This is a genomic window from Mucilaginibacter sp. PAMC 26640 (assembly GCA_001596135.1).
Lineage (GTDB): Bacteria > Bacteroidota > Bacteroidia > Sphingobacteriales > Sphingobacteriaceae > Mucilaginibacter.
In genome coordinates this window covers 2,384,184-2,403,554 of sequence record CP014773.1, presented here as the reverse complement: position 1 = coordinate 2,403,554, position 19,371 = coordinate 2,384,184, and the positions used below count along the sequence as shown (strand labels likewise).

21 protein-coding genes and 1 tRNA gene are annotated in these 19,371 nt (G+C 44.3%); 16 read left to right on the top strand and 6 right to left on the bottom strand.

Going from position 1 to position 19,371, the window contains the following annotated elements:
• Positions 1-13: 13 nt before the first annotated feature.
• Genes A0256_10465 through A0256_10430 form a run of 8 tightly spaced genes read left to right on the top strand, consistent with a single transcriptional unit; the run spans position 14 to position 6,664 of the window.
• Positions 14-1,099, top strand: a complete 1,086-nt coding sequence (locus tag A0256_10465; protein AMR34506.1) for a glycosyl transferase family 1 — start codon at positions 14-16, stop codon at positions 1,097-1,099.
• A gap of 45 nt (positions 1,100-1,144) precedes the next feature.
• A complete protein-coding gene (locus A0256_10460; protein ID AMR31812.1) occupies positions 1,145-2,536 on the top strand; it encodes a hypothetical protein in 1,392 nt (463 codons plus the stop codon).
• On the top strand, positions 2,533-3,666 hold the full coding sequence (locus A0256_10455) for a hypothetical protein (GenBank protein ID AMR31811.1): 1,134 nt from the start codon (positions 2,533-2,535) through the stop codon (positions 3,664-3,666). The genes A0256_10460 and A0256_10455 overlap by 4 nt, the downstream gene beginning before the upstream one ends.
• Positions 3,663-4,283 (top strand): methyltransferase, encoded by a 621-nt coding sequence (locus A0256_10450; protein AMR31810.1) that lies wholly within the window; start codon positions 3,663-3,665, stop codon positions 4,281-4,283. The genes A0256_10455 and A0256_10450 overlap by 4 nt, the downstream gene beginning before the upstream one ends.
• On the top strand, positions 4,280-5,155 hold the full coding sequence (locus tag A0256_10445) for a glycosyl transferase family 2 (GenBank protein ID AMR31809.1): 876 nt from the start codon (positions 4,280-4,282) through the stop codon (positions 5,153-5,155). The genes A0256_10450 and A0256_10445 overlap by 4 nt, the downstream gene beginning before the upstream one ends.
• A complete protein-coding gene (locus A0256_10440; GenBank protein ID AMR31808.1) occupies positions 5,133-5,690 on the top strand; it encodes a hypothetical protein in 558 nt (185 codons plus the stop codon). The genes A0256_10445 and A0256_10440 overlap by 23 nt, the downstream gene beginning before the upstream one ends.
• Positions 5,677-6,228, top strand: a complete 552-nt coding sequence (locus A0256_10435) for an acyl transferase (protein AMR31807.1) — start codon at positions 5,677-5,679, stop codon at positions 6,226-6,228. Before A0256_10440 ends, A0256_10435 begins: the two co-directional genes overlap by 14 nt.
• A 1-nt stretch (position 6,229) precedes the next feature.
• Positions 6,230-6,664 (top strand): hypothetical protein, encoded by a 435-nt coding sequence (locus A0256_10430; protein AMR31806.1) that lies wholly within the window; start codon positions 6,230-6,232, stop codon positions 6,662-6,664.
• A gap of 1 nt (position 6,665) precedes the next feature.
• Here the strand turns inward: A0256_10430 and A0256_10425 are convergent, their stop codons facing one another.
• From A0256_10425 to A0256_10410, 4 genes are all read right to left on the bottom strand, one after another.
• Positions 6,666-7,664 (bottom strand): GTPase ObgE, encoded by a 999-nt coding sequence (locus tag A0256_10425; GenBank protein ID AMR31805.1) that lies wholly within the window; start codon positions 7,662-7,664, stop codon positions 6,666-6,668.
• 109 nt (positions 7,665-7,773) lie between these two features.
• A complete protein-coding gene (locus A0256_10420) occupies positions 7,774-8,346 on the bottom strand; it encodes an adenylate kinase (protein AMR31804.1) in 573 nt (190 codons plus the stop codon).
• Between the two features lie 104 nt (positions 8,347-8,450).
• Positions 8,451-8,524: transfer RNA gene (locus tag A0256_10415), tRNA-Arg, on the bottom strand.
• 151 nt (positions 8,525-8,675) lie between these two features.
• Complete coding sequence (locus tag A0256_10410; protein AMR31803.1) at positions 8,676-9,137, bottom strand: peroxiredoxin; 462 nt, start codon at positions 9,135-9,137, stop codon at positions 8,676-8,678.
• Positions 9,138-9,289: 152 nt separating this feature from the next.
• Here A0256_10410 and A0256_10405 point away from each other — a divergent pair, with 152 nt between their 5' ends.
• The 8 genes from A0256_10405 to A0256_10370 all read left to right on the top strand — a co-directional run bounded on the left by A0256_10405 (position 9,290) and on the right by A0256_10370 (position 16,368).
• A complete protein-coding gene (locus tag A0256_10405; protein ID AMR31802.1) occupies positions 9,290-10,129 on the top strand; it encodes an ABC transporter ATP-binding protein in 840 nt (279 codons plus the stop codon).
• A 12-nt stretch (positions 10,130-10,141) separates the two neighbouring features.
• Entirely contained in the window at positions 10,142-10,936 is a 795-nt protein-coding gene (locus A0256_10400; GenBank protein ID AMR31801.1) for a hypothetical protein, read from the top strand.
• A 1-nt stretch (position 10,937) separates the two neighbouring features.
• Positions 10,938-11,327, top strand: coding sequence for a GntR family transcriptional regulator (locus A0256_10395; protein ID AMR31800.1), 390 nt, complete (start codon positions 10,938-10,940; stop codon positions 11,325-11,327).
• Positions 11,317-12,054, top strand: coding sequence for a hypothetical protein (locus A0256_10390; protein AMR31799.1), 738 nt, complete (start codon positions 11,317-11,319; stop codon positions 12,052-12,054). Before A0256_10395 ends, A0256_10390 begins: the two co-directional genes overlap by 11 nt.
• A 28-nt stretch (positions 12,055-12,082) precedes the next feature.
• On the top strand, positions 12,083-12,466 hold the full coding sequence (locus A0256_10385; protein ID AMR31798.1) for a hypothetical protein: 384 nt from the start codon (positions 12,083-12,085) through the stop codon (positions 12,464-12,466).
• Positions 12,467-12,537: 71 nt separating this feature from the next.
• On the top strand, positions 12,538-14,925 hold the full coding sequence (locus A0256_10380) for a hypothetical protein (GenBank protein AMR31797.1): 2,388 nt from the start codon (positions 12,538-12,540) through the stop codon (positions 14,923-14,925).
• 63 nt (positions 14,926-14,988) lie between these two features.
• Positions 14,989-15,210: a hypothetical protein gene (locus A0256_10375; GenBank protein AMR31796.1), complete on the top strand. Its 222-nt coding sequence runs from the start codon at positions 14,989-14,991 to the stop codon at positions 15,208-15,210.
• A gap of 156 nt (positions 15,211-15,366) precedes the next feature.
• Complete coding sequence (locus A0256_10370; protein ID AMR31795.1) at positions 15,367-16,368, top strand: zinc-binding dehydrogenase; 1,002 nt, start codon at positions 15,367-15,369, stop codon at positions 16,366-16,368.
• A gap of 343 nt (positions 16,369-16,711) precedes the next feature.
• On the opposite strand, the gene A0256_10365 is transcribed toward A0256_10370, so the two are convergent.
• A complete protein-coding gene (locus tag A0256_10365) occupies positions 16,712-18,046 on the bottom strand; it encodes a G-D-S-L family lipolytic protein (protein ID AMR31794.1) in 1,335 nt (444 codons plus the stop codon).
• A gap of 17 nt (positions 18,047-18,063) precedes the next feature.
• Positions 18,064-19,284 (bottom strand): long-chain fatty acid transporter, encoded by a 1,221-nt coding sequence (locus A0256_10360; protein ID AMR31793.1) that lies wholly within the window; start codon positions 19,282-19,284, stop codon positions 18,064-18,066.
• Between the last annotated feature and the right edge of the window lie 87 nt (positions 19,285-19,371).

Here is a 19,371-nt window from a genome sequence, read left to right as displayed (position 1 = left end):
GGTGTTTAAATTGATTGCGCAACAAGTTGATGTATGCGTATTTTATACCTGGGGACAGCAGTCGCTTACAAAAACTGACCCCGGCTTTGGCAAGACAGTTACCTGGGACCTTGATTTGCTGGAGGGGTATAATTACGTTTGGCTCAACAACACAGCGGGCGATCCGGGATCTCATCATTTCAAGGGCATCATAAATCCTGATATCACGCATCAAATTCAAAACTGGCAGGCTGATGCGGTATTGGTAATTGGCTGGGCATATCAAAGCCATTTGAAAGTGCTTCGCTTTTTTAAAGGCAAGATCCCGGTTTTGTTTCGCGGGGATTCCACCCTGCTTGATCAGCAACCCGGAATAAAGCATATCCTCAAATCCATATTCTTAACGTGGGTATATAACAGTATTGATTTTGCATTTTATAACGGGATAAATAACAAAGCGTATTTTACAAAATATGGTTTAAAAGAAGATCAGTTGATCTTCGCGCCGCATGCCATAGATAACCACCGGTTTGGGCAGCCAAGGAAAGCAGAAGTTAGCGCGTTGAGAAGGCAGTTACATATCTCCACTAATCATATTCTGATCCTTTTCGCAGGGAAGTTTGAAGCTAAAAAAGATCCTTTATTGTTGCTGAACGCTTTTTTAAAACTTACGGACAAAAGCTGCCACCTGCTATTTGTGGGTAACGGCCACCTGGAAACTGAACTGAAGCGCAACGCCGCAGGAACGGATAACATCCACTTTATGGATTTTCAAAATCAATCCTACATGCCGGTGATCTACCAGGCTTGCGATTTATTTTGCCTCCCCTCCAAAGGGCCGGGTGAAAGCTGGGGCCTCGCTGTCAACGAAGCAATGGCCTGCGAAAAGGCCGTTCTGGTATCTGATAAAGCAGGTTGCGCGGCTGATTTAGTAGCGGCTGGCGTTAACGGTTATGTTTTTAAAAATGGCGATGAAGCAGATCTGTTGCAGTATTTAACTAAGCTCACTCAAGCCGGCGATGTATTGGAGCGGTTTGGAGAGCAGTCTGGAGAGTTAATAGCCGGCTGGAATTTCCAAAAAGTTGCAGATACTATCGTTAACCAATTTATCTCAGGCTAAATGTATCTTTACACTCCCGATAATTGTTGGGGGATATCAATATAAATGGGCAACAAAGGTCTCGAACGCTATTTAGTACTTTTTATACCCTGGGCGCTGGCATCCCTGTTGGCTTCAGATCCCGCATTATCGTACCTGATTGCCTGGGCTGGATCGTTCCTGATTTTTGCGCTAACATTAACCGGCTGGGTAACGCCAATCCCATCCGACCGCAGTTTTAGCGAACAACTGATGAGGCCGCTGTTTGTAATGCAGATCATTTTTGCCGGATACATGTGTTGCACATCCATATTCTATTTCATGAACGTTTTGGGCTATGATAACTTTGTGAAACCCGCATTGGTTACCGTAAATCAGGATAAATTGCTCATCACTGCCCAATGCCAGCGCTACTACAGCCTTGGCCATGCCTCTTTCGTATCGGGAATTTTGATGTTTATGAACTACCCGAAAAAGAAGAAATACTACATAGAACAAGATACACTGGCTAACTTGCTCATGAAGCTCGCGCTGATCACATTTCCATTGTCGACCCTATTTTTAAAAGTGCCTGGGTTCACCCAGTTTTATTTCCAGTTTAGTTCCCTAAGTTTTATAGCTGGTACGCTGGCTCTTGCTTTTGCCATACCGCTCAGGAAATCGGCCAACACGATGATCTGCGGTTTGCTTTACCTGTTTAACTTCTATAATGCTTTAACATCGGGTTTTAAAGAACCCATCATCATCAGCGTACTTGTTTTTGGCATCTTTCTGTATCCGAATTATAAAAAAATGGTGACTGTCATATTTGTCCCGGTCCTGTTTCTGTTATTCGTTGTCCTGCCAACTTATATGGGGGCTTTTCGCGGGGCAGCTGCGGAAGGCGATACCAACGCAGATGAAGCCGCACAGACCGCCCTTGATGCTACTTTAAATGAGGAAGACAGTTCTAACTGGGGGTTCCTTGTTTTCCGGTTGAGCGAAATTGACATGTTCACCAATTATGTGCAATCGACCCCCAAAACCGTGGATTATTATGGAACGTTATTGTTTAAACAATCAGCCATTGCAATCGTTCCGCGTGTATTCTGGCCTTCAAAACCAATAACCGAAACACTGATTATGGAGCGTGTTTACAACGCAGGTGTTGTTAACCGGGGGTCGCAGGTATCTGCAAAACCCGCCGTTATTGTTGATGCCTACTTAACAGCAGGGCCTATTGGCATAGTGCTATGCCTATGGGCTTACGGTGCTATTGCGCAGCTGATTTCGGTAAAGGCCGAAGAACTATTTGGAGGATATATCCTGGGCAGTGCCCTTATATTCAGCGGCTTGTTTCAGGCGTTCTGGCGGGGCCTGAGTTTCGAGTTTATGATCAACGCCATATTTTGGAGCTATATCAGCATGATCGTCATTTTCCGGGTTCTAAGATCGCGGGATATTTTAAAAGAAATTTGAAGTTGCTTCACGTTATTGCTGCTTATAAACCAGCCTATATTTATGGCGGCCCAACCATGTCGGCTGCCATGCTTTGCGAAGAATTAGCTAAAGCGGGCATATCGGTTACTGTTTATGCAACCACAGCCAACGGCGCCGTTGAGCTGCCTGTAGCAACAAACCTACCCCAAAACATCGATGGGGTAACCGTAACTTACTTTAATCGCATCACAAAAGATCATACGCACTTTTCACCAGCGCTGATAAAGCACCTTTGGCGCGAGGTTAAAACTTTTGATGCGGTACATATTCATGCCTGGTGGAATTTGGTTTCGCTATTTGCTGCAATGGTAGCCATAGCGCGGGGGGTACCCGTGTTCCTATCACCGCGGGGCACCTTAAGCGCCTACTCCTTCGGAAACCGAAACACCGGTGCTAAAAAAATGATCCATTTGCTGGCGGGCAGGTGGCTTTTGCGCAAAAGCCACCTGCATACAACATCGGCCCGTGAAACTGCTGCAATAACGAAGCTGGTGAGCCCTGTCAGCATAGCCGAATTACCAAATTTTGTAAAGCTGGATGTGGCCTTACCGTTAACCGAAAAGCCGGTAGCAAACCTGCTAAAGCTTCTCTTTCTTTCTCGGATAGAAGAAAAAAAGGGGCTTGACATTCTATTAAAGGCGCTGAAATTAATTTCGGTGCCCTATCACCTAACCATTGCCGGTGATGGCGATGCCGCTTACCTCAAACAACTAAAAACATTAAGTGAAGATAGTGCGGCACACATCACCTGGGCAGGTTTTTATGGCAACGACAAGTTTCATTTGATTCAGCAGCATCACCTGTTGGTATTGCCTTCGCATGATGAGAATTTCGGCAATGTGGTGATAGAAAGTTTAAGCGCCGGCACAGCGGTTCTAATCAGCGAACAGGTTGGCCTGGCAGATTATGTACTTAAACATCAATTGGGCTGGGTGTGTAAAACCAACCCGCAATCTGTAGCTGATGCTATAAACAACATCGGTAAAAACCAACTGCAAAAACTTAACAGCATTACAGCGACAGCACCGGGTATCGTGAGACAAAACTTTACCGGTGAGGCGCTCGTACAAAAGTATATCAACCTTTACCAAAAAATCATCCGCGCATGAGCGACTATAAAGATTACGGCTTCCATACGAATGTTATCACCCATAATTTAAAGTACATGCTTGGCCCGCTGATTAAAATGCTGGATTTGAACAAAAATCAATGCATTTTAGATCTCGGTTGCGGCAATGGATACCTTGTCAACTACCTGGTTTCGTTAGGCTATAATGCTTACGGTACCGACGCATCTGAAAAAGGCATTATAATAGCCAAACAAACCAACCCCGAAAGGTTCTTTGTACAGGATCTGTCTACCGGCAAATTGCCGGATGAACTGCAGGGCATCAGCTTCGATACCATTATATCTACCGAAGTGATTGAGCACCTGTACGATCCGGAAGCCTTTATCGATTTTTGTAAACAGCAGTTAAAACCCGGCAGTGAACTCATTCTCTCTACGCCCTACCACGGCTATTTAAAAAATCTGCTGCTGAGTATTACCAACAAGTGGGACCAGCATATTAACCCGCTATGGCTGGGGGGGCATATCAAAATGTGGTCGGCGGCAACTTTAACAAGGCTGCTAACCGGCAAAGGGTTTACCGTAACACAGTTTGAAGGCTGCGGCCGGGTTCCGTATCTTTGGATGAGCATGATCATTAAAGCACGCCTGAATTGAACCAGCATTTTTCTTTCATCATATTAACTTATAATGAAGAAATTCATTTACCGCGGCTGTTGGCATCCATCCGCGGGCTGGATGCCTCCATTTTCGTCCTTGATTCCTTTAGTACCGATACCACCTGTATTATCGCTCAGGCCGCCGGAGCTACTGTACAGCAAAACATTTTTGTAAACCATCCATCCCAATGGGATTTTGCGCTTAAAAACTTTGCAATCAACACCCCCTGGGTAATTTGTTTAGATGCCGACCAGGTGTTAACACCTGAGCTTTACCTGCGCTTGCAAAACTTTGATGACAAAAACTTTAAACACGTTAACGGCATTTACTTTAGCCGCAAAAACTACTTCAAAGGCCGATGGATAAAACATGGCGGCTACTACCCTTTCTATCTGCTTAAAATGATCAGGTATGGTGTCGGCTATTCAGATCTGAACGAGAATATGGATCATCGCTTCATTGTGCCCGGCAGTACCGTGATCTGGAAAGACGGACATCTTTTGGAAGAGAATCTGAAAGAAAATAAGATCAGCTTCTGGATTGATAAGCATAACAAATACAGCGACCTGCTGGCATTGGAAGAAACCGAGCGCATATTGGGCCTGCGCAGCCAAACCATAAAGCCCCGCTTTTGGGGTTCGCCGGATGAGCGCACCGCCTGGCTCAAACAATTATGGTGGCAGCTGCCGCGCTATGTAAGGCCCACGCTGTATTTTACCTACCGGATAATTTTTAAATTGGGCATCCTCGATGGCAGAACTGGTATCATTTTCCATTTTTTGCAGGCCTTTTGGTTTAGATTGGTGGTAGATATAAAAATAGACGAACTGATAAAACACTCCGAAAATGCAGATCGCGATAAAAAATAACGTTGCCATTTGGTTTAGCATCAGGTTTTTGGGGCTGTTCCTGCTTTGCTACTATTTTAATATTATGTTCTTTGGCATCACCCAACCCGGACATAATTACGTTGCTTTTCTGGATCAGCACTTAAACTATATCGACTGGCTGCGCTGGGGCCTGCTGCATCTTTCTGCTACTTTGCTGCGTGCCTTTGGGTTTACCGTAATTGTAAGTAAAACAGAATTGCTGGTAGCGGGCCATGGCATTATCCAATTGATCTATACCTGCCTTGGCTTAGGGGTGATGAGTTTTTTTACGGCCTTTGTTCTTACTTATCCAAAAAAACTCAAGGCAAAACTCTTGTTTTTATTCGGCGGCTTGCTGGGCATTCAGCTGCTAAACGTGATCCGCCTGATGCTGCTGGCTTTGTACTGGGACCGCAGCAAAGCCCGGATAATTGATCATCACGTTTTATTTGATGTGATGATCTACCTGGTTATCATCGTTACTTTGTATTATTGGATCAATAACAAGCGCAGCAATCCCGATGCAAAAAACTGATCTCGCCATTTATAATAATCACCCTTATAACCCCGGCGGCAACGTCTTAAAGCGCTTGCTTTGGTATTATGTAAACGCGATTGTTTTTAACACCCATCTTTTCCCGGTGAGTGGCTTGAAGATTTTTTTATTAAAGCTTTTCGGGGCTAAAATTGGTGTTGGTGTGGTTATTAAACCTGCCGTAAACATTAAATATCCGTGGTTACTCAGCGTGGCAAACCACACCTGGATTGGCGAAGGTGTATGGATAGATAACCTGGTAATGGTAACTATCGGCAGCAATGTTTGCATCTCCCAGGGCGCCATACTGCAAACCGGCAGTCACAATTATAAAAAGCACGCCTTCGATTTGATAACCGGGGGCATTGTTTTGGAAGATGGTGCGTGGATAGGCTGCTCCGCCATCATTAACCAGGGCATTAGGGTTGGTACGCATGCTGTGCTTACTACAGGATCAATTGCTACTAAAAACTTAGCACCCTATTTTATCTACCAGGGCAACCCGGCGGTAAAGATCCGCCCGAGAGCGATTGAATAATATGATAGTGAAAAGAATAGCTTTCTGTTTGATACTGGTGATCATCATTTCCGGAGCAGGCTGCAAAAGCAAGTCCCAATCAACGGAAGACCCGCGCGAGAAAAACAGGGTGATCGATAGCACCGCGTTAGCCTACCTAGAATCGGTCAGCAAAAACGATACTACGGCGGTTTTTGTGTTTACCAAGGATTTTCCCGAAACGAAGCGTTTAAAAAACAGCAAGATCATCATTAAACCGCTTAATCAGGATCTCCGCATCAATTATGACGCATATGTGCGGAAGGAATATATGGGCCCCTTGTACATCCTGCTGCCGGCTTATTACACGGGCATCAGGGCATCAGTGATTCTTAAATGCTTCCCGGCATATAAAGGGTTTACGCTCAAAGATCTCAGCGAAAATTACGTGGTGTATTATTCAGATCAGCAACGGTAAACTACCGGTTGATCTCTTTCCAAAGCAAATCCTTCAGCTCGGTGATATTCTTCTGCGCCACCGACGAGATAAATACATAAGGAATCCCCTCCGGCACTTCCTTCTCCATCTCTGCCTGTAATTCGGCATCCAGCATATCACTTTTCGTAATGGCCAGCACGCGGGGTTTGTGCATCAATTCTTCATTGTATTCGCTCAATTCCCGTAGTAGAATATCATATTCTTCTTTAATGCTGCGCGAAGTATCTGCAGGTACCATAAACAACAGCACCGAGTTACGCTCGATATGGCGCAGGAAACGGATCCCCAGACCCTTACCCTGTGACGCTCCCTCTATAATACCCGGAATATCGGCCATAACAAACGATTTGTTGTTACGGTATGCTACGATACCCAAGTTAGGAACAAGCGTTGTAAAGGCATAATCTGCAATCTCCGGCTTGGCGGCAGATACGACCGAAAGAAGGGTGGATTTACCCGCATTAGGGAAACCAACCAAACCTACATCAGCCAGGATCTTAAGCTCCAGTATATTCCAGTCCTCCTGTCCGTCTTCGCCCGGTTGCGCAAAACGCGGTGTTTGGCGGGTGGCGGTTTTAAAATGCCAGTTACCCAGCCCTCCCCTGCCACCGCTGGTCAGGATCTTTGTTTCGCCGTCGTGGTTAATTTCAAAAATGATCTCGCCGGTTTCTGCATTTTTGCAGATTGTTCCCAATGGTACTTCAAGGATCTCATCGCGGCCTGTTTTACCGCTTCTTTGCGAGCTGCCACCGGCATCCCCGTCGCCTGCAATAACATGCTTACGGAATTTAAGGTGCAGCAATGTCCATAACTGGGCGTTACCTTTTACAATAACATGGCCTCCCCGGCCGCCATCGCCACCGTCTGGTCCACCCATCGAGGTTAAAATATCCCTGTGTAAATGCGAAGAACCTGCACCTCCGTGGCCGGAACGGCAGCAGATCTTTACATAATCAACAAAATTTGAACCCTGCGACATAACTCTTTTTTTAAAGACGGAAAGTCCGAAAGTCAGTAAAGTCCGAAAGATAGAAATTTAACTTCCTTCTTTCGGACTTTACCGACTCATCCGACTTACGGACTATTTCTTAATAAGTATCTACAACTGTGAGGATAGCAGCAAAAATATCTTCTACCGATCCAATGCCGTTTATACTTGTAAACTTATTTTGGTTTTGATAAAACCCTGCAACAGGTGCAGTTTCATCATTGTATACTTTAATTCGTTTGCGAATCACCTCCGGGTTGGCATCATCCGGCCGGCCCGAGCTTTTTCCCCGCAATAATAAACGGTGCTCTAATTCATCGTCGTTCACTTCCAGGGCAATCATACCGGATATCGCTGCATCCTTTGATGCAAGCAAATTATCCAATGCTTCAGCTTGTGCAACGGTGCGCGGAAAGCCATCGAAAATAAATCCTTTGGCATCCTTATTCGAATCCAGCTTATTACTGATCATGCCAATCACAACAGCATCGGGAACTAACTTGCCCTCATTCATCAGTTTTTTTGCCTCCAGGCCCAGTTCTGTGCCTTGTGCAATTTCGCCACGCAATAAGTCACCTGTTGAAAGATGAATTAACCCGAACTTTTCAATAAGATCTTGTGATTGAGTACCCTTCCCTGCTCCGGGGGGACCAAACAGTACTAAGTTAAGCATCCCTTTTGTTTAAAAATTAAAAAAGCCTTTGTGAACAATCCGCAGAGGCTTAATTTTTTTTCACTTCGATTGAGACAGAATCTCTGATAAGTGGTTGTAATATGTGCACTTGTAGGGATTCGAACCCCAAACCTTCTCATCCGTAGTGAGATGCTCTATCCAATTGAGCTACAAGTGCCTTTCCGGTTAATGGTATCTTAAATCGTAAACCGATATATGACCCTTTTTTAACGGACTGCAAAAATAGAACTTTCTTTTTAATCTTACTACTTTTTTTGAAAAAAATATAGAGAGCCTTGTTTTACAGCACTATAAAGCAAAGCCGCAGCTTACTTTACCACTTCGGCTATGGCATCAAAGTTTGGCAAATCGCCTGCGTTTTCCAATACTTCCGCGTAAATGATATTTTGCTGTTCGTCGATAACAAAAGCAGCGCGTTTGGATACACCTTTCATCCCGAAGGCAAATTCGGCATATAAGGCACCGTAAGCGTCAGATACCTCTTTATTGAAATCAGACAGCAGCGGAAACTGGTAAGCGTTCTCTTCTTTAAATTTTGCTAAAGTAAATGGTGAATCTACCGATATGCCCAGGATCTGCGCGTTAAGGCCATCATAGTAACCAAAACTATCGCGCATGGTGCATAGCTGGGTGGTGCAGACACCGGTAAACGCTAAAGGGAAAAAGTGAATTACTACCTTTTTTCCTTTAAAATCGGCCAGGGAAACTTCTTTAAGATCTGATGAGGTTAATGTAAACTGCGGGGCGGGGTTACCTGATTGTAATGGCATGGTGTTTAAATTTTATGCAAATAAAGGGTATTAACACCACCTTACAATACCTACCTGCGTAAACTGTGTTTTTTTTACAAAATCCCTGCAAAATATTTGGAATTGTTAAATTATCACCTAAATTTGAAGTGTACTACCTAACTAATACACTAATGATTGAATTTAATAATTTGTCTTTTGGTTATTCAAGCAAAAAGCTGCTGTACAAAAACCTTACACTCTCAATAGCAAGCGGAAGTATCTACGGTTTACTGGGCAAAAATGGCGCCGGGAAATCAACGCTGCTTAAAAATATGGCAGGCACTTTATTCCCGGTAAGTGGTGGTATAACTATCGATGGTATGACCCCCGGAAGCCGCAAACCATCGTTCCTGCAAACTATTTACTACCTGCCCGAAGATGTTTATGTACCGGCCCTCACCATTAAACAATACCATAATCTATTTGCACCTTTTTATCCTTTGTTTAACAAGGATGATTTTTACAATTATCTGCAGGAGCTTGATGTAGCGGTTGATGGCAAGCTGAACAAGCTATCATTCGGGCAGCAAAAAAAGTTTGTTATCGCATTTGCGCTGGCCTGCAATACCAAATTGCTGCTGATGGATGAGCCTACAAACGGATTGGATATTCCATCCAAAGTTCAATTCAGAAAATTGATTGCTTCGGTAATGACTGAAGACCGCATTATCTTCATATCAACCCACCAGATCCGCGATCTGGAGACCATGATAGATAAGGTAATAATTGTGGATAACGGCAACCTGCTGCTGCATTCTTCTATTGCAGATATTGCCGATAAACTTTGCTTTAAAACCGTATCAGAAATACCCCCGGGTGCTCAAGTATTATATGCGGAAAAAATGCTGCGGGGCACGGCGGTGATCTTAGAAAACACCACGGGAGAAGATTCGGCAATTAACCTGGAGCATCTTTTTAATGGCGTGACAGAAAATCCGGCTATGGCCAAACAACTATTTGCAATCAATTAAAATCTTTTGATCATGAATGATACTTTCAATCTTACCCGTTTTGGGCTGCTGCTCAAAAAATCGGTATTAGAACGGGCAATGCAAATCCTTGGCCTTATGGCCTTTGTACTTTGCTTTACCCTTATCTCCTACTCCATTTTGGTATACATTGGGGGTTGGGTTGGTGCACAAACCATGTCATTTGTCTGGGGTTTTATAGGGGGCGGCGTGTTTTTATCCTCCATGGTGTTTAGCTACTTTAACACCAATGCCGGTGGGTCGGCGTATTTAACCCTGCCAGCTTCCGCATTAGAAAAATGGCTTTGCGGCGTACTCTTAACGGGCGTTTTCTTTTGCCTTATATTTTTCGGTTTTTACCGGCTAATCGATTATTGCTTTGTAACCGCCTATCATAACGGACTAGACCGCAATAGCCCGCTATACAAAAATATGTATAATGCCGTGTATATCTTTCCGTTCGAAGGGAACATCGTAAGGCAGTCCACCACCCTGTTTCTTAACTTTACCGGCATCATGCTGGTGGGGCAGTTGTACTTCAATAAAGTTGCATTAGTAAAAGTGGCCCTGGTAACCTGTGCTATTATGGGCTTTATTTACTTTTTAAATTTAGCAGTGGCCACCATGCTACTAGGTAAAATAGATATAGCTTTTCCTTATTATACAGTTTTAATAAACATGGGGTCTGAGGTTGGCAATGTAGAATTGCCCGAGGGAGTAGTAGCAGTGCCCAATGCATTTTTTCAATACATTTTGCCGGTCATACTATGGTTAACGGCTTATATAAGGCTAAGAGAGAAAGAAATTTAAAATGGAGTTTAGAGAGAAACAGGCAATATACCTGCAAATAGCCGAATACGTTTGCGAGCAGATCTTGCTTAAACAGTGGAAACTGGGTACTAAGATCATCAGCATCCGTGAATTGGCCGTTATGATGGAAGTAAACCCCAACACGGTGCAGCGCGCCTACGATTTTCTGCAACAACGGGAGATTATAACCAATAAGCGTGGCGTAGGCTATTTTGTGGAAGATGGAGCCATGAAAAAAGTGATCAACGTTAGGAAAGAACAATTTTTGGAAAACGAACTCCCTGTGTTTTTACGAAGCATGTACCTGCTTGATATCCCGATGGAAGAAATTGAGATGAGGTACGAAAAATTTATCGATCAGAATTTTAAAGAGAAAAAGCATGAAGACTAAAGCAGCAAAATTAAGCACCATTATACTAACCAGCGTATTTGTATTAATGGTTTTGGGCGTTTTTGCATCTAACCTTGTATTTAAAAATGTTTACGATAACGTAGATAAAAGCGATCTGTATTGGAATTACAATAAGGTAAATACACAACCTTTTAAACACCTGCAGCTGGATGGCGGTAACATTACCCAAATTGTGTTTGAGCAAAATAAAAATGCCTCTGTAAGGGTGCTTAACTATTGGCGGGAATACAAAAAGGATATAACCTTTAAAGCCTTTGTTAAAAATGACACCCTGCACCTGATCTTCCCGAACAAATATCAAAATCCCGGTGAAAAAAACTGGATGCAGAATAGGGTGCTGGTACGCTTGTTTGCACCGCAACTACTATCGATTGATGCCAAAGATACCAACTTTGAGTTGCAGCGTTTTAAACAACCCAACCTGAGCATCATTTTAAAAGGCAGATCGAGGCTGGAAGTAGAGAGCTATAATCACAGTTTTGATACGCTTAAGGTAGTCCAGGCAGATTCAAGCCAGGTGACCTTCGAGATGGCTCCTGAATTGAAAGGATCAAAAACGATGCGTTTTGGCTATGTTGCCGCCAATTTGAAAGATTATACTATATTGGATATTGGACACGGTTACGCCGATAAAGTAAATTTAAATATTACCGATAGCGCTGCAGTTATCCTTTCTGGGAAGTCTTTAAAGGCGATCCGTAAATAGGATTTCCTAACTAAATTAATCCACGAAAATGCGAATCGGACAGGTAAGTTTACTGGTTAGGGATTACGATGAAGCTATAGCATTTTACACCCAAAAACTAGGCTTTGAATTAATAGAAGATACCGCTCTATCCAATACTAAGCGCTGGGTTGTGGTAGCACCCCAGGGCTCCGGCTTTCGCTTATTACTTGCAAAAGCAGTTGGCGAAGAGCAGTTAAAGCAAATAGGTAACCAAACCGGAGGCAGGGTGTTCCTTTTTTTGTACACCGGCGACTTTTGGCGCGAATACAATTGCCTAAGTGCTAAGGATGTAAAATTTGTCCGTCCTCCTTCCGAAGAATCGTATGGTACCGTGGCAGTTTTTGAAGATCTGTATGGCAACCTTTGGGATTTGATCCAGGAAAAAAAATAATAATATTATTTTATAACTAAACATTTAGTTATACATTTACTTTACTTGCTAACTTAAGTAAATGCTATACCATGTTTAAAAATCTAATAAAAACAGCTTTTCGCAGTCTGCAAAAAAACAAGGGCTTTACGGTGATCAACATCCTTGGCCTTGCACTGGGTTTGGCTACCTGCCTGCTGATTGTATTTTATGTAGCCGATGAACTAAGCTATGACCGCTACAACACCAACTATGCAAGAATTTACAGGGTAAATACTGATCTTAAGATAAAAGGCACCATTACCCGGTTTGCTATAGCGGCCAACCCGGTAGCTGCTGCTTTAAAAGAGAACTTCCCCGTGGTGGAGAAAACAACCCGCATCACCCCGGCATTAAATATCCGTTTTAAAAAAGGCGAAGAAAGCATTAGCGAAACCAGCGTTATATATAGCGACCCGGGCATATTTGACGTTTTTACGCTCCCGATGATTGATGGCGATCCAAAAACGGCATTAACAGATCCTCATGCAGTGGTAATAAGCGAATCTATCGCTAAAAAATACTTTAACCGTACCAACGTAGCGGGCCAAAGCATGTTTATGATTACGGATAGTTTAAATCATAAAATAACCGGAGTGATAAAAGACATCCCTGCACAATCTCATTTCAGGGCAGATATCATCATGCCGTTAAACGCCCCGCCAAATAACAACTGGAATGGTATCAGCCCTTTCAGCACCTACATTTTAGTGGCCAACAATGCGGATCCAAAAAGCCTGGAAAGCAAATTTGGCGCGCTGATGAAAAAAAATCTCAATACTCCCGCGTTTGATTACGATAAGTTTGAAGCAAACGGCAATTACCTGCGGCTAAATCTTACGCCGTTAAAGGAGATTCACCTGCAATCTAACCGGGTAAACGAACTGGGGATTAACGGAAACCTCCAATACGTTTACATATTTGCAACCATTGCCGTTTTTATTCTGCTGCTGGCCTGCATCAATTTCATGAACTTGTCTACAGCGCGCTCGGCAAATCGCGCCCGCGAGGTGGGCGTACGCAAAGTACTTGGCTCATCGCGCGCATACCTGGTTGCCCAGTTCCTTGCCGAATCGCTCATGGTTACTTTCACGGCCGGGGTTATCGCTATACTAATTGTATGGGCCCTGCTGCCGCTGTTTAATCAGCTGGCCGATAAACAACTAACCGTTACGGGGCAAGCGGCTGCCTTGATACTACCCGCCCTGATGGTTGTTGTGCTGGTGGTTGGTTTACTGGCCGGCTCCTACCCGGCGTTTTTCTTGTCGGCTTTTAAACCTATCAACGTTTTAAAAGGCAGGTTAACCGCGGGCTTTAAGGGCGGTGCATTACGCAGTTCACTGGTGGTTTTACAATTCGCTATATCGATATTCCTGATCACCAGCACCATCGTTATTTACAACCAGATTACCTATATCCAAAATAAAGATCTTGGCTTTAACCGCAACCAGGTATTGGTTATTAAAAACGCACACGCGCTACCAGATCCAAATGTGTTTAAAAACGAAGTGAAAAAATTGCCGGGCGTATCAAGCGCTACCTTAACCAGCCACTTACCTGTGGGTGATAAGTGGCCAAGTCAGTTTATATCACAATCCGGCAAACCGGGCACCCTAAGCAATCTGTGGCCCGTAGATGAAGAATACCTGAGCACTATGGGTATCAAACTTTCGGAGGGCCGTGATTTTTCCAAACAATTCCTATCAGATTCTGCTGCCGCCATTATCAACGAAACAGCTGCCAGAATTTTGGGGTACGATGGCAGCCCTATCAACAAAAACATCACCACCGGTTCTGGCCCCAATGCCCGGCAATATCATATTATTGGTGTGGTAAAAGATTTTAATTTCCATTCACTCCGGGATAATATTTCACCGTTGGTGCTGATATCCGCCAGCGACTGGATGGCCAGCCTAAGTATAAAAGTAAGTACCCAAAACCTGCCCCCGCTGTTGAATAAAGTGAAAGCCACCTGGCGCAGCGTATCGCCCGATCAGCAATTTGGGTACGAGTTTATGGATGAGCGATTTGATACCTTATACCGCACCGAAACACGGCTGGGTAAACTATTTACCATTTTTACCTCGCTGGCTATCGTTATTGCCTGCCTGGGCTTATTTGGCCTGGCCGCCTATGCTGCAGAACAGCGTAGCCGGGAAATTAGTATCCGCAAGGTGCTTGGTGCAGGCGTTTCACAATTAGTTAACATGCTTTCTATGGATTTCATAAGGCTGGTCATCATCGCTATTATGATCGCAACACCCATTGCCTGGCTGGTGATGCAAAAATGGCTGCAGGGCTTTGCTTATCGCCAAACCATCCAGTGGTGGGTGTTTTTAGCACCGGGCATTCTTTCCATAATGATCGCTTTCCTAACAGTCAGCTATCAATCGATAAAAGCGGCATTGATCAACCCGGCAGATAGCTTACGGGGAGAGTAATTTGCATTTAAAAAATATCCTTTGTAAAGTTTGGCACCGCTATATTTGTGTAAACAATACATAATGCCGGAAGTAGTTGTAAAATATAAGGGTGAAAGGGCCTTAAAAGCTTTGCAGGAATTGACAAAGATTTTTGACATTGTTATTCAAAAATCATTGAAAGATACTGGAAATAAAGGTGAACTACCCAAAATTTCACCTTTAGCGTACGCCAAAGATCCGGATATTACTGCCTTAGCAGGAATTTGGGAAGGCAAAGACATTACACTAGAAGAATTACGTTAAAACGCCTGGGGGGAAAGAATTTGAGTATAGTTGTTTGCGATACAAATAATCCCGGCCTGCATCATGTAAGGTGAAGGAAGAGAATGATCTGGTATATTGATTCCCGTTGAAACATATCCGCCGATGCAAAGTTTGTAACTTGGAGATTACATTGTTATGAAAGCGATTATTGTTACCCAGCCGGGCGGCCCAGAGGTTTTAGAATTACAGGAGCGCCCGGTTCCATCCTACAGCGCCGACGAGGTATTAGTAAAAGTAATGGCCGCAGGCATTAACAGGCCTGACGTTTTTCAGAGAAAGGGTAATTACCCGCCCCCGCAAGGTGCACCAAAGGATATCCCCGGACTGGAACTGGCAGGCACGGTAACCAAAGTGGGTGCAAACGTTACCAGGTGGAAAGCCGGCGACAAAGTATGTGCATTGGTGATGGGCGGCGCTTATGCCGAATACTGCAACGTACCGGAGGGCCAGTGCTTAGCCATCCCCGAAAGGTTAACTTATGCAGAAGCCGCATCGCTCCCCGAAACTTTTTTTACGGTATGGAGCAACGTGTTCGACCGAGCAAAATTATTGCCGGGAGAAAGCCTGCTGGTACATGGTGGCAGCAGCGGCATTGGTGTTACCGCTATTCAGCTGGCAAAATCGTTTGGTAACAAGGTATATATCACTGCAGGAAACGCGGAAAAATGTAGGTTTTGCGAGGATTTGGGTGCAGATAAAGCCATTAATTACAACGATGAAAACTTCGGCGAAGCTATTGATCAGCTAACCGGCGGTAAAGGCGTGGATGTAATTTTGGATATGGTTGGCGGGGATTACACAGCCCTAAACATCAAATGCCTGGCTAATGACGGGCGCTTAGTGCTGATTAATGCGATGAAAGGAAACAGGGCGGAGGTGAACCTTTCCGAAATTATGCGCAAGCGGCTGATCGTTACCGGGTCGATGCTGCGTGCAAGGGATGTTGGATTCAAAGCGGCTATCGCCCGCCAGCTGGAGGAGCATGCCTGGCCGCTCCTCGCATCAGGCAAAATAAAACCTGTTGTTTATAAGATCTTCCCTGCCGGAGAAGCAGCAAAAGCACACGAACTTATGGAAAGCAGCAGCCACATGGGTAAAATAATACTGACTTTTAATGATGGGGATGACCAGATTTAAAGATCTAAGCACTGGTAAGGGTTGATGATCAATTGCCCTGCTAATGTCAAACCAGACGGTTTCAATGTTGTTAAGGAACCATCAAAAAATGTAAAGCGCAACCGGGATCATTAACCGCCAGAGGTGATTCACAAAAAGTGTTTCACTGCGTTGAGTACCGGTTTCAAATTTCTATAAACACCTGTTAATGAACTGTTTATAACGCATCGTCTATAAAAAAGGGCGTTTCACAGAAAACACTAAACGCTTGATAATCAAACAGAAAGGTGTTTCACCCGATTCACATTCTCGGAATGAAACACCTGTCTAAAAAACCCCGTTTGTCGGCGCCTAATTGATACGATTATGGTAGTTTAACACCTATATAAGCTGATACATTTGCCGCCGGAATATTTGAACCATATTGCTTATTAATAGCTTTGATGAACTCATTGGCTACCAGTGCATAACCCCTCGGCGTTAAATGCACACCATCCAGCGAGAAAATACCACCGCTGATATAGTTAGAGTTTACGCTGACACCATCAACAACCATCCCGTTGGTTTTAATGTTGTTCAGGAAAGTGTATGCATCAAAAACAGCAAGGCCTTTAGTTGCAGCTGCTGCTTTAATGGTGGTATTGTATGATGTTACGTAATCTTTAACCAGCGTCACCTCGTTTACATCCAGCACATATTGATTTTCAATTGGCGCATAAGGCGTTAAACCATAAGGCACCGTGCCAACACCGGGCACAGCTACCGGCTGGCCAATCTTAGTGGTCGGAAAGGTTAATACAACTAAATCTGCAGCGGTGGCTGCACGGGCTGCATAAGTTGTCGTGCCGGCATCAGCACTGGAACGCGCATTTACGTACAAAGCGGTTACCGTTGGGGCCGTTTTTTGAACCCCGGCCAAAATAGCACCGATGGTAACCGTATTAAAATACGGGATCGCCGTAACATCCGGAATAGTTGCACATGCCCCTTTCTGGCCGGTTGCCGTTAGCTTGGAGACAGCCAGGTTATACAAACCGGAAAACTGGGTTTTATCGGTTAGCGCATCACTTGCACCTCCGGCTGTTGCATACCCAAGTGCATCGTTATTACCCAGCCAGTTGGTAAAAAATGTAAACGGCTTGGAAGTTACAAAATCAAGGTAAGTAGTGGTGTTGGTACCCGCATTGCCCGGCAGCATCCGTTCAAAAAAGCCGTTTAAATTGCCGTAAGGCGCATAGGTGATCTGTTGTAATTTAATGCCCGGTACGCCGTAGTTGTTAATATCCCCAGCGTATTTGGTGTATAAAATTACCGTACCGAAGCCCGGAATTGCCGCCGTGCCCTTAACTGCTAGGTTGGTAGTAACCTGCGCAGTAACTGGTGAACCTGTTGCAGAAAAGCCCGTAAGCTTTATATACCCCGAACCGTTTGCCTGTTCGGCATTAAACAAAGGCTGGGTAAAAGTACCGCCGCCAACGGATGCCATTTGTTTGGCAATAATGCTCGGGTACGAATTTAGTTGTCCTTCCAGGTATAAACCGCCATCGGCATAGCCTGCGGTTAAAGAATTACCAACGGCAATGTACCGGCTAAAGTCGGCCGTGCCTGGCGTGGGTTTTGCAATTTGAATTTCAGGTTTGCAGCCAGTAAATAAGGAAAGCCCGGCTGCTATGTATAGATATTGTTTGATTGATTTCATGTGTTGGATTAAAAAAATTACCAGTGATAAGAAATGGAGATACCGGGAATATACACATTGCTTTTGAATGTACCGGCTAATTGCGATTCAATATTGGTTTGCGTACGTGTAAACAAGTGCTCAAACTCAAAAGAAAGATCCAGTTCCAATCGCTTGGCTACTTTATAGCCAACACCACCGGTTACATAATAACGGTTAGCATCCGGAACTTCCGGGGTAACGTAGCCATCTTTAACGGCAGTGCTTGCGTAGCCCCCGCCAACACGAAGTGCCAGTTTGTTTGTATAGCCATACTGGGCCCCAGCCCTTAGCGCAAAGGCATTTTTATAGTTTCGCGGAGAATAGGTGTCTGCAAGGGCAGTTGTGTTTGAGGCGTAATCAAACGCTAGCGCTTTGTAAGAACTCCAGCCAACTAAATTGGCATCAAACGCCAGGGTTAATTTCTTGGTTGGATAAAAACCTAAACCTAAAGATAAGGTTGGTGGCAAAGGTATCCCAGATGAAAATGTATTTGGCTGCGGAAAACTCCCTTGTACCGATGAAGGCACGGTAAACATGGCATCCCCTCCTTTAATATTGGTATTTACTTTACTGCGGTAATCTAAACCTGCTGAAAAGCCATCCGTTTTAAGCAAAATCCCTGCATTCCATCCGTACCCATGGCCGCTACCGGTAAGCCTGGCCTGGCCCGGCTCGCCATTTGCATCGGCAAGGGGGATAGCACGCTGCAGATCAACAGAGGCGTGGTTGTAAACAAAGCCTGCACCAATGCTTAAAAAGTCGGCTAATTTATAACTCACGGTTGGCTGAAAGTAAATAGCTTTCAGGTCGAGACTTTCCAGAGAATATTTCCCCTGCCAGGTTCTGCCCCAGTCGGTTAAGCCGCCAAATGGTGTGTAAACACCCAATCCAACTTTCCAATTGGCAGATTTTGGCCCCCAAACAGCATAGGCATTAAACGGTGTAGCTACTTTATTTTTGGTGAAATATTGCGTATTTGTACCTGCCGGATTAAAATCCGACTTGAACAAAAGCGGACTGATCCCTGCCTGGATAGAATTTTCGGGCAGCATCGCAACAGCACCGGGGTTAAAAAACACCGAAGCGCCATCCTGCACCAGCCCGGTACCCGTGTGGCCCATCCCTATTTGTTTTTGGCCGCCAAGGTTCACCTGGAAACCTTGCGCAAAGACACAAGCAGGCGCAAACCACAAAATGAGTAGTAATAGTTTTTTCATTAATAAAGAAAATTGAGTCAGAGAAAATTTATTTATAATTGGGATTCAAAATTAGGAAAAAGAAATAAAAAAAATAGGAATAAATTT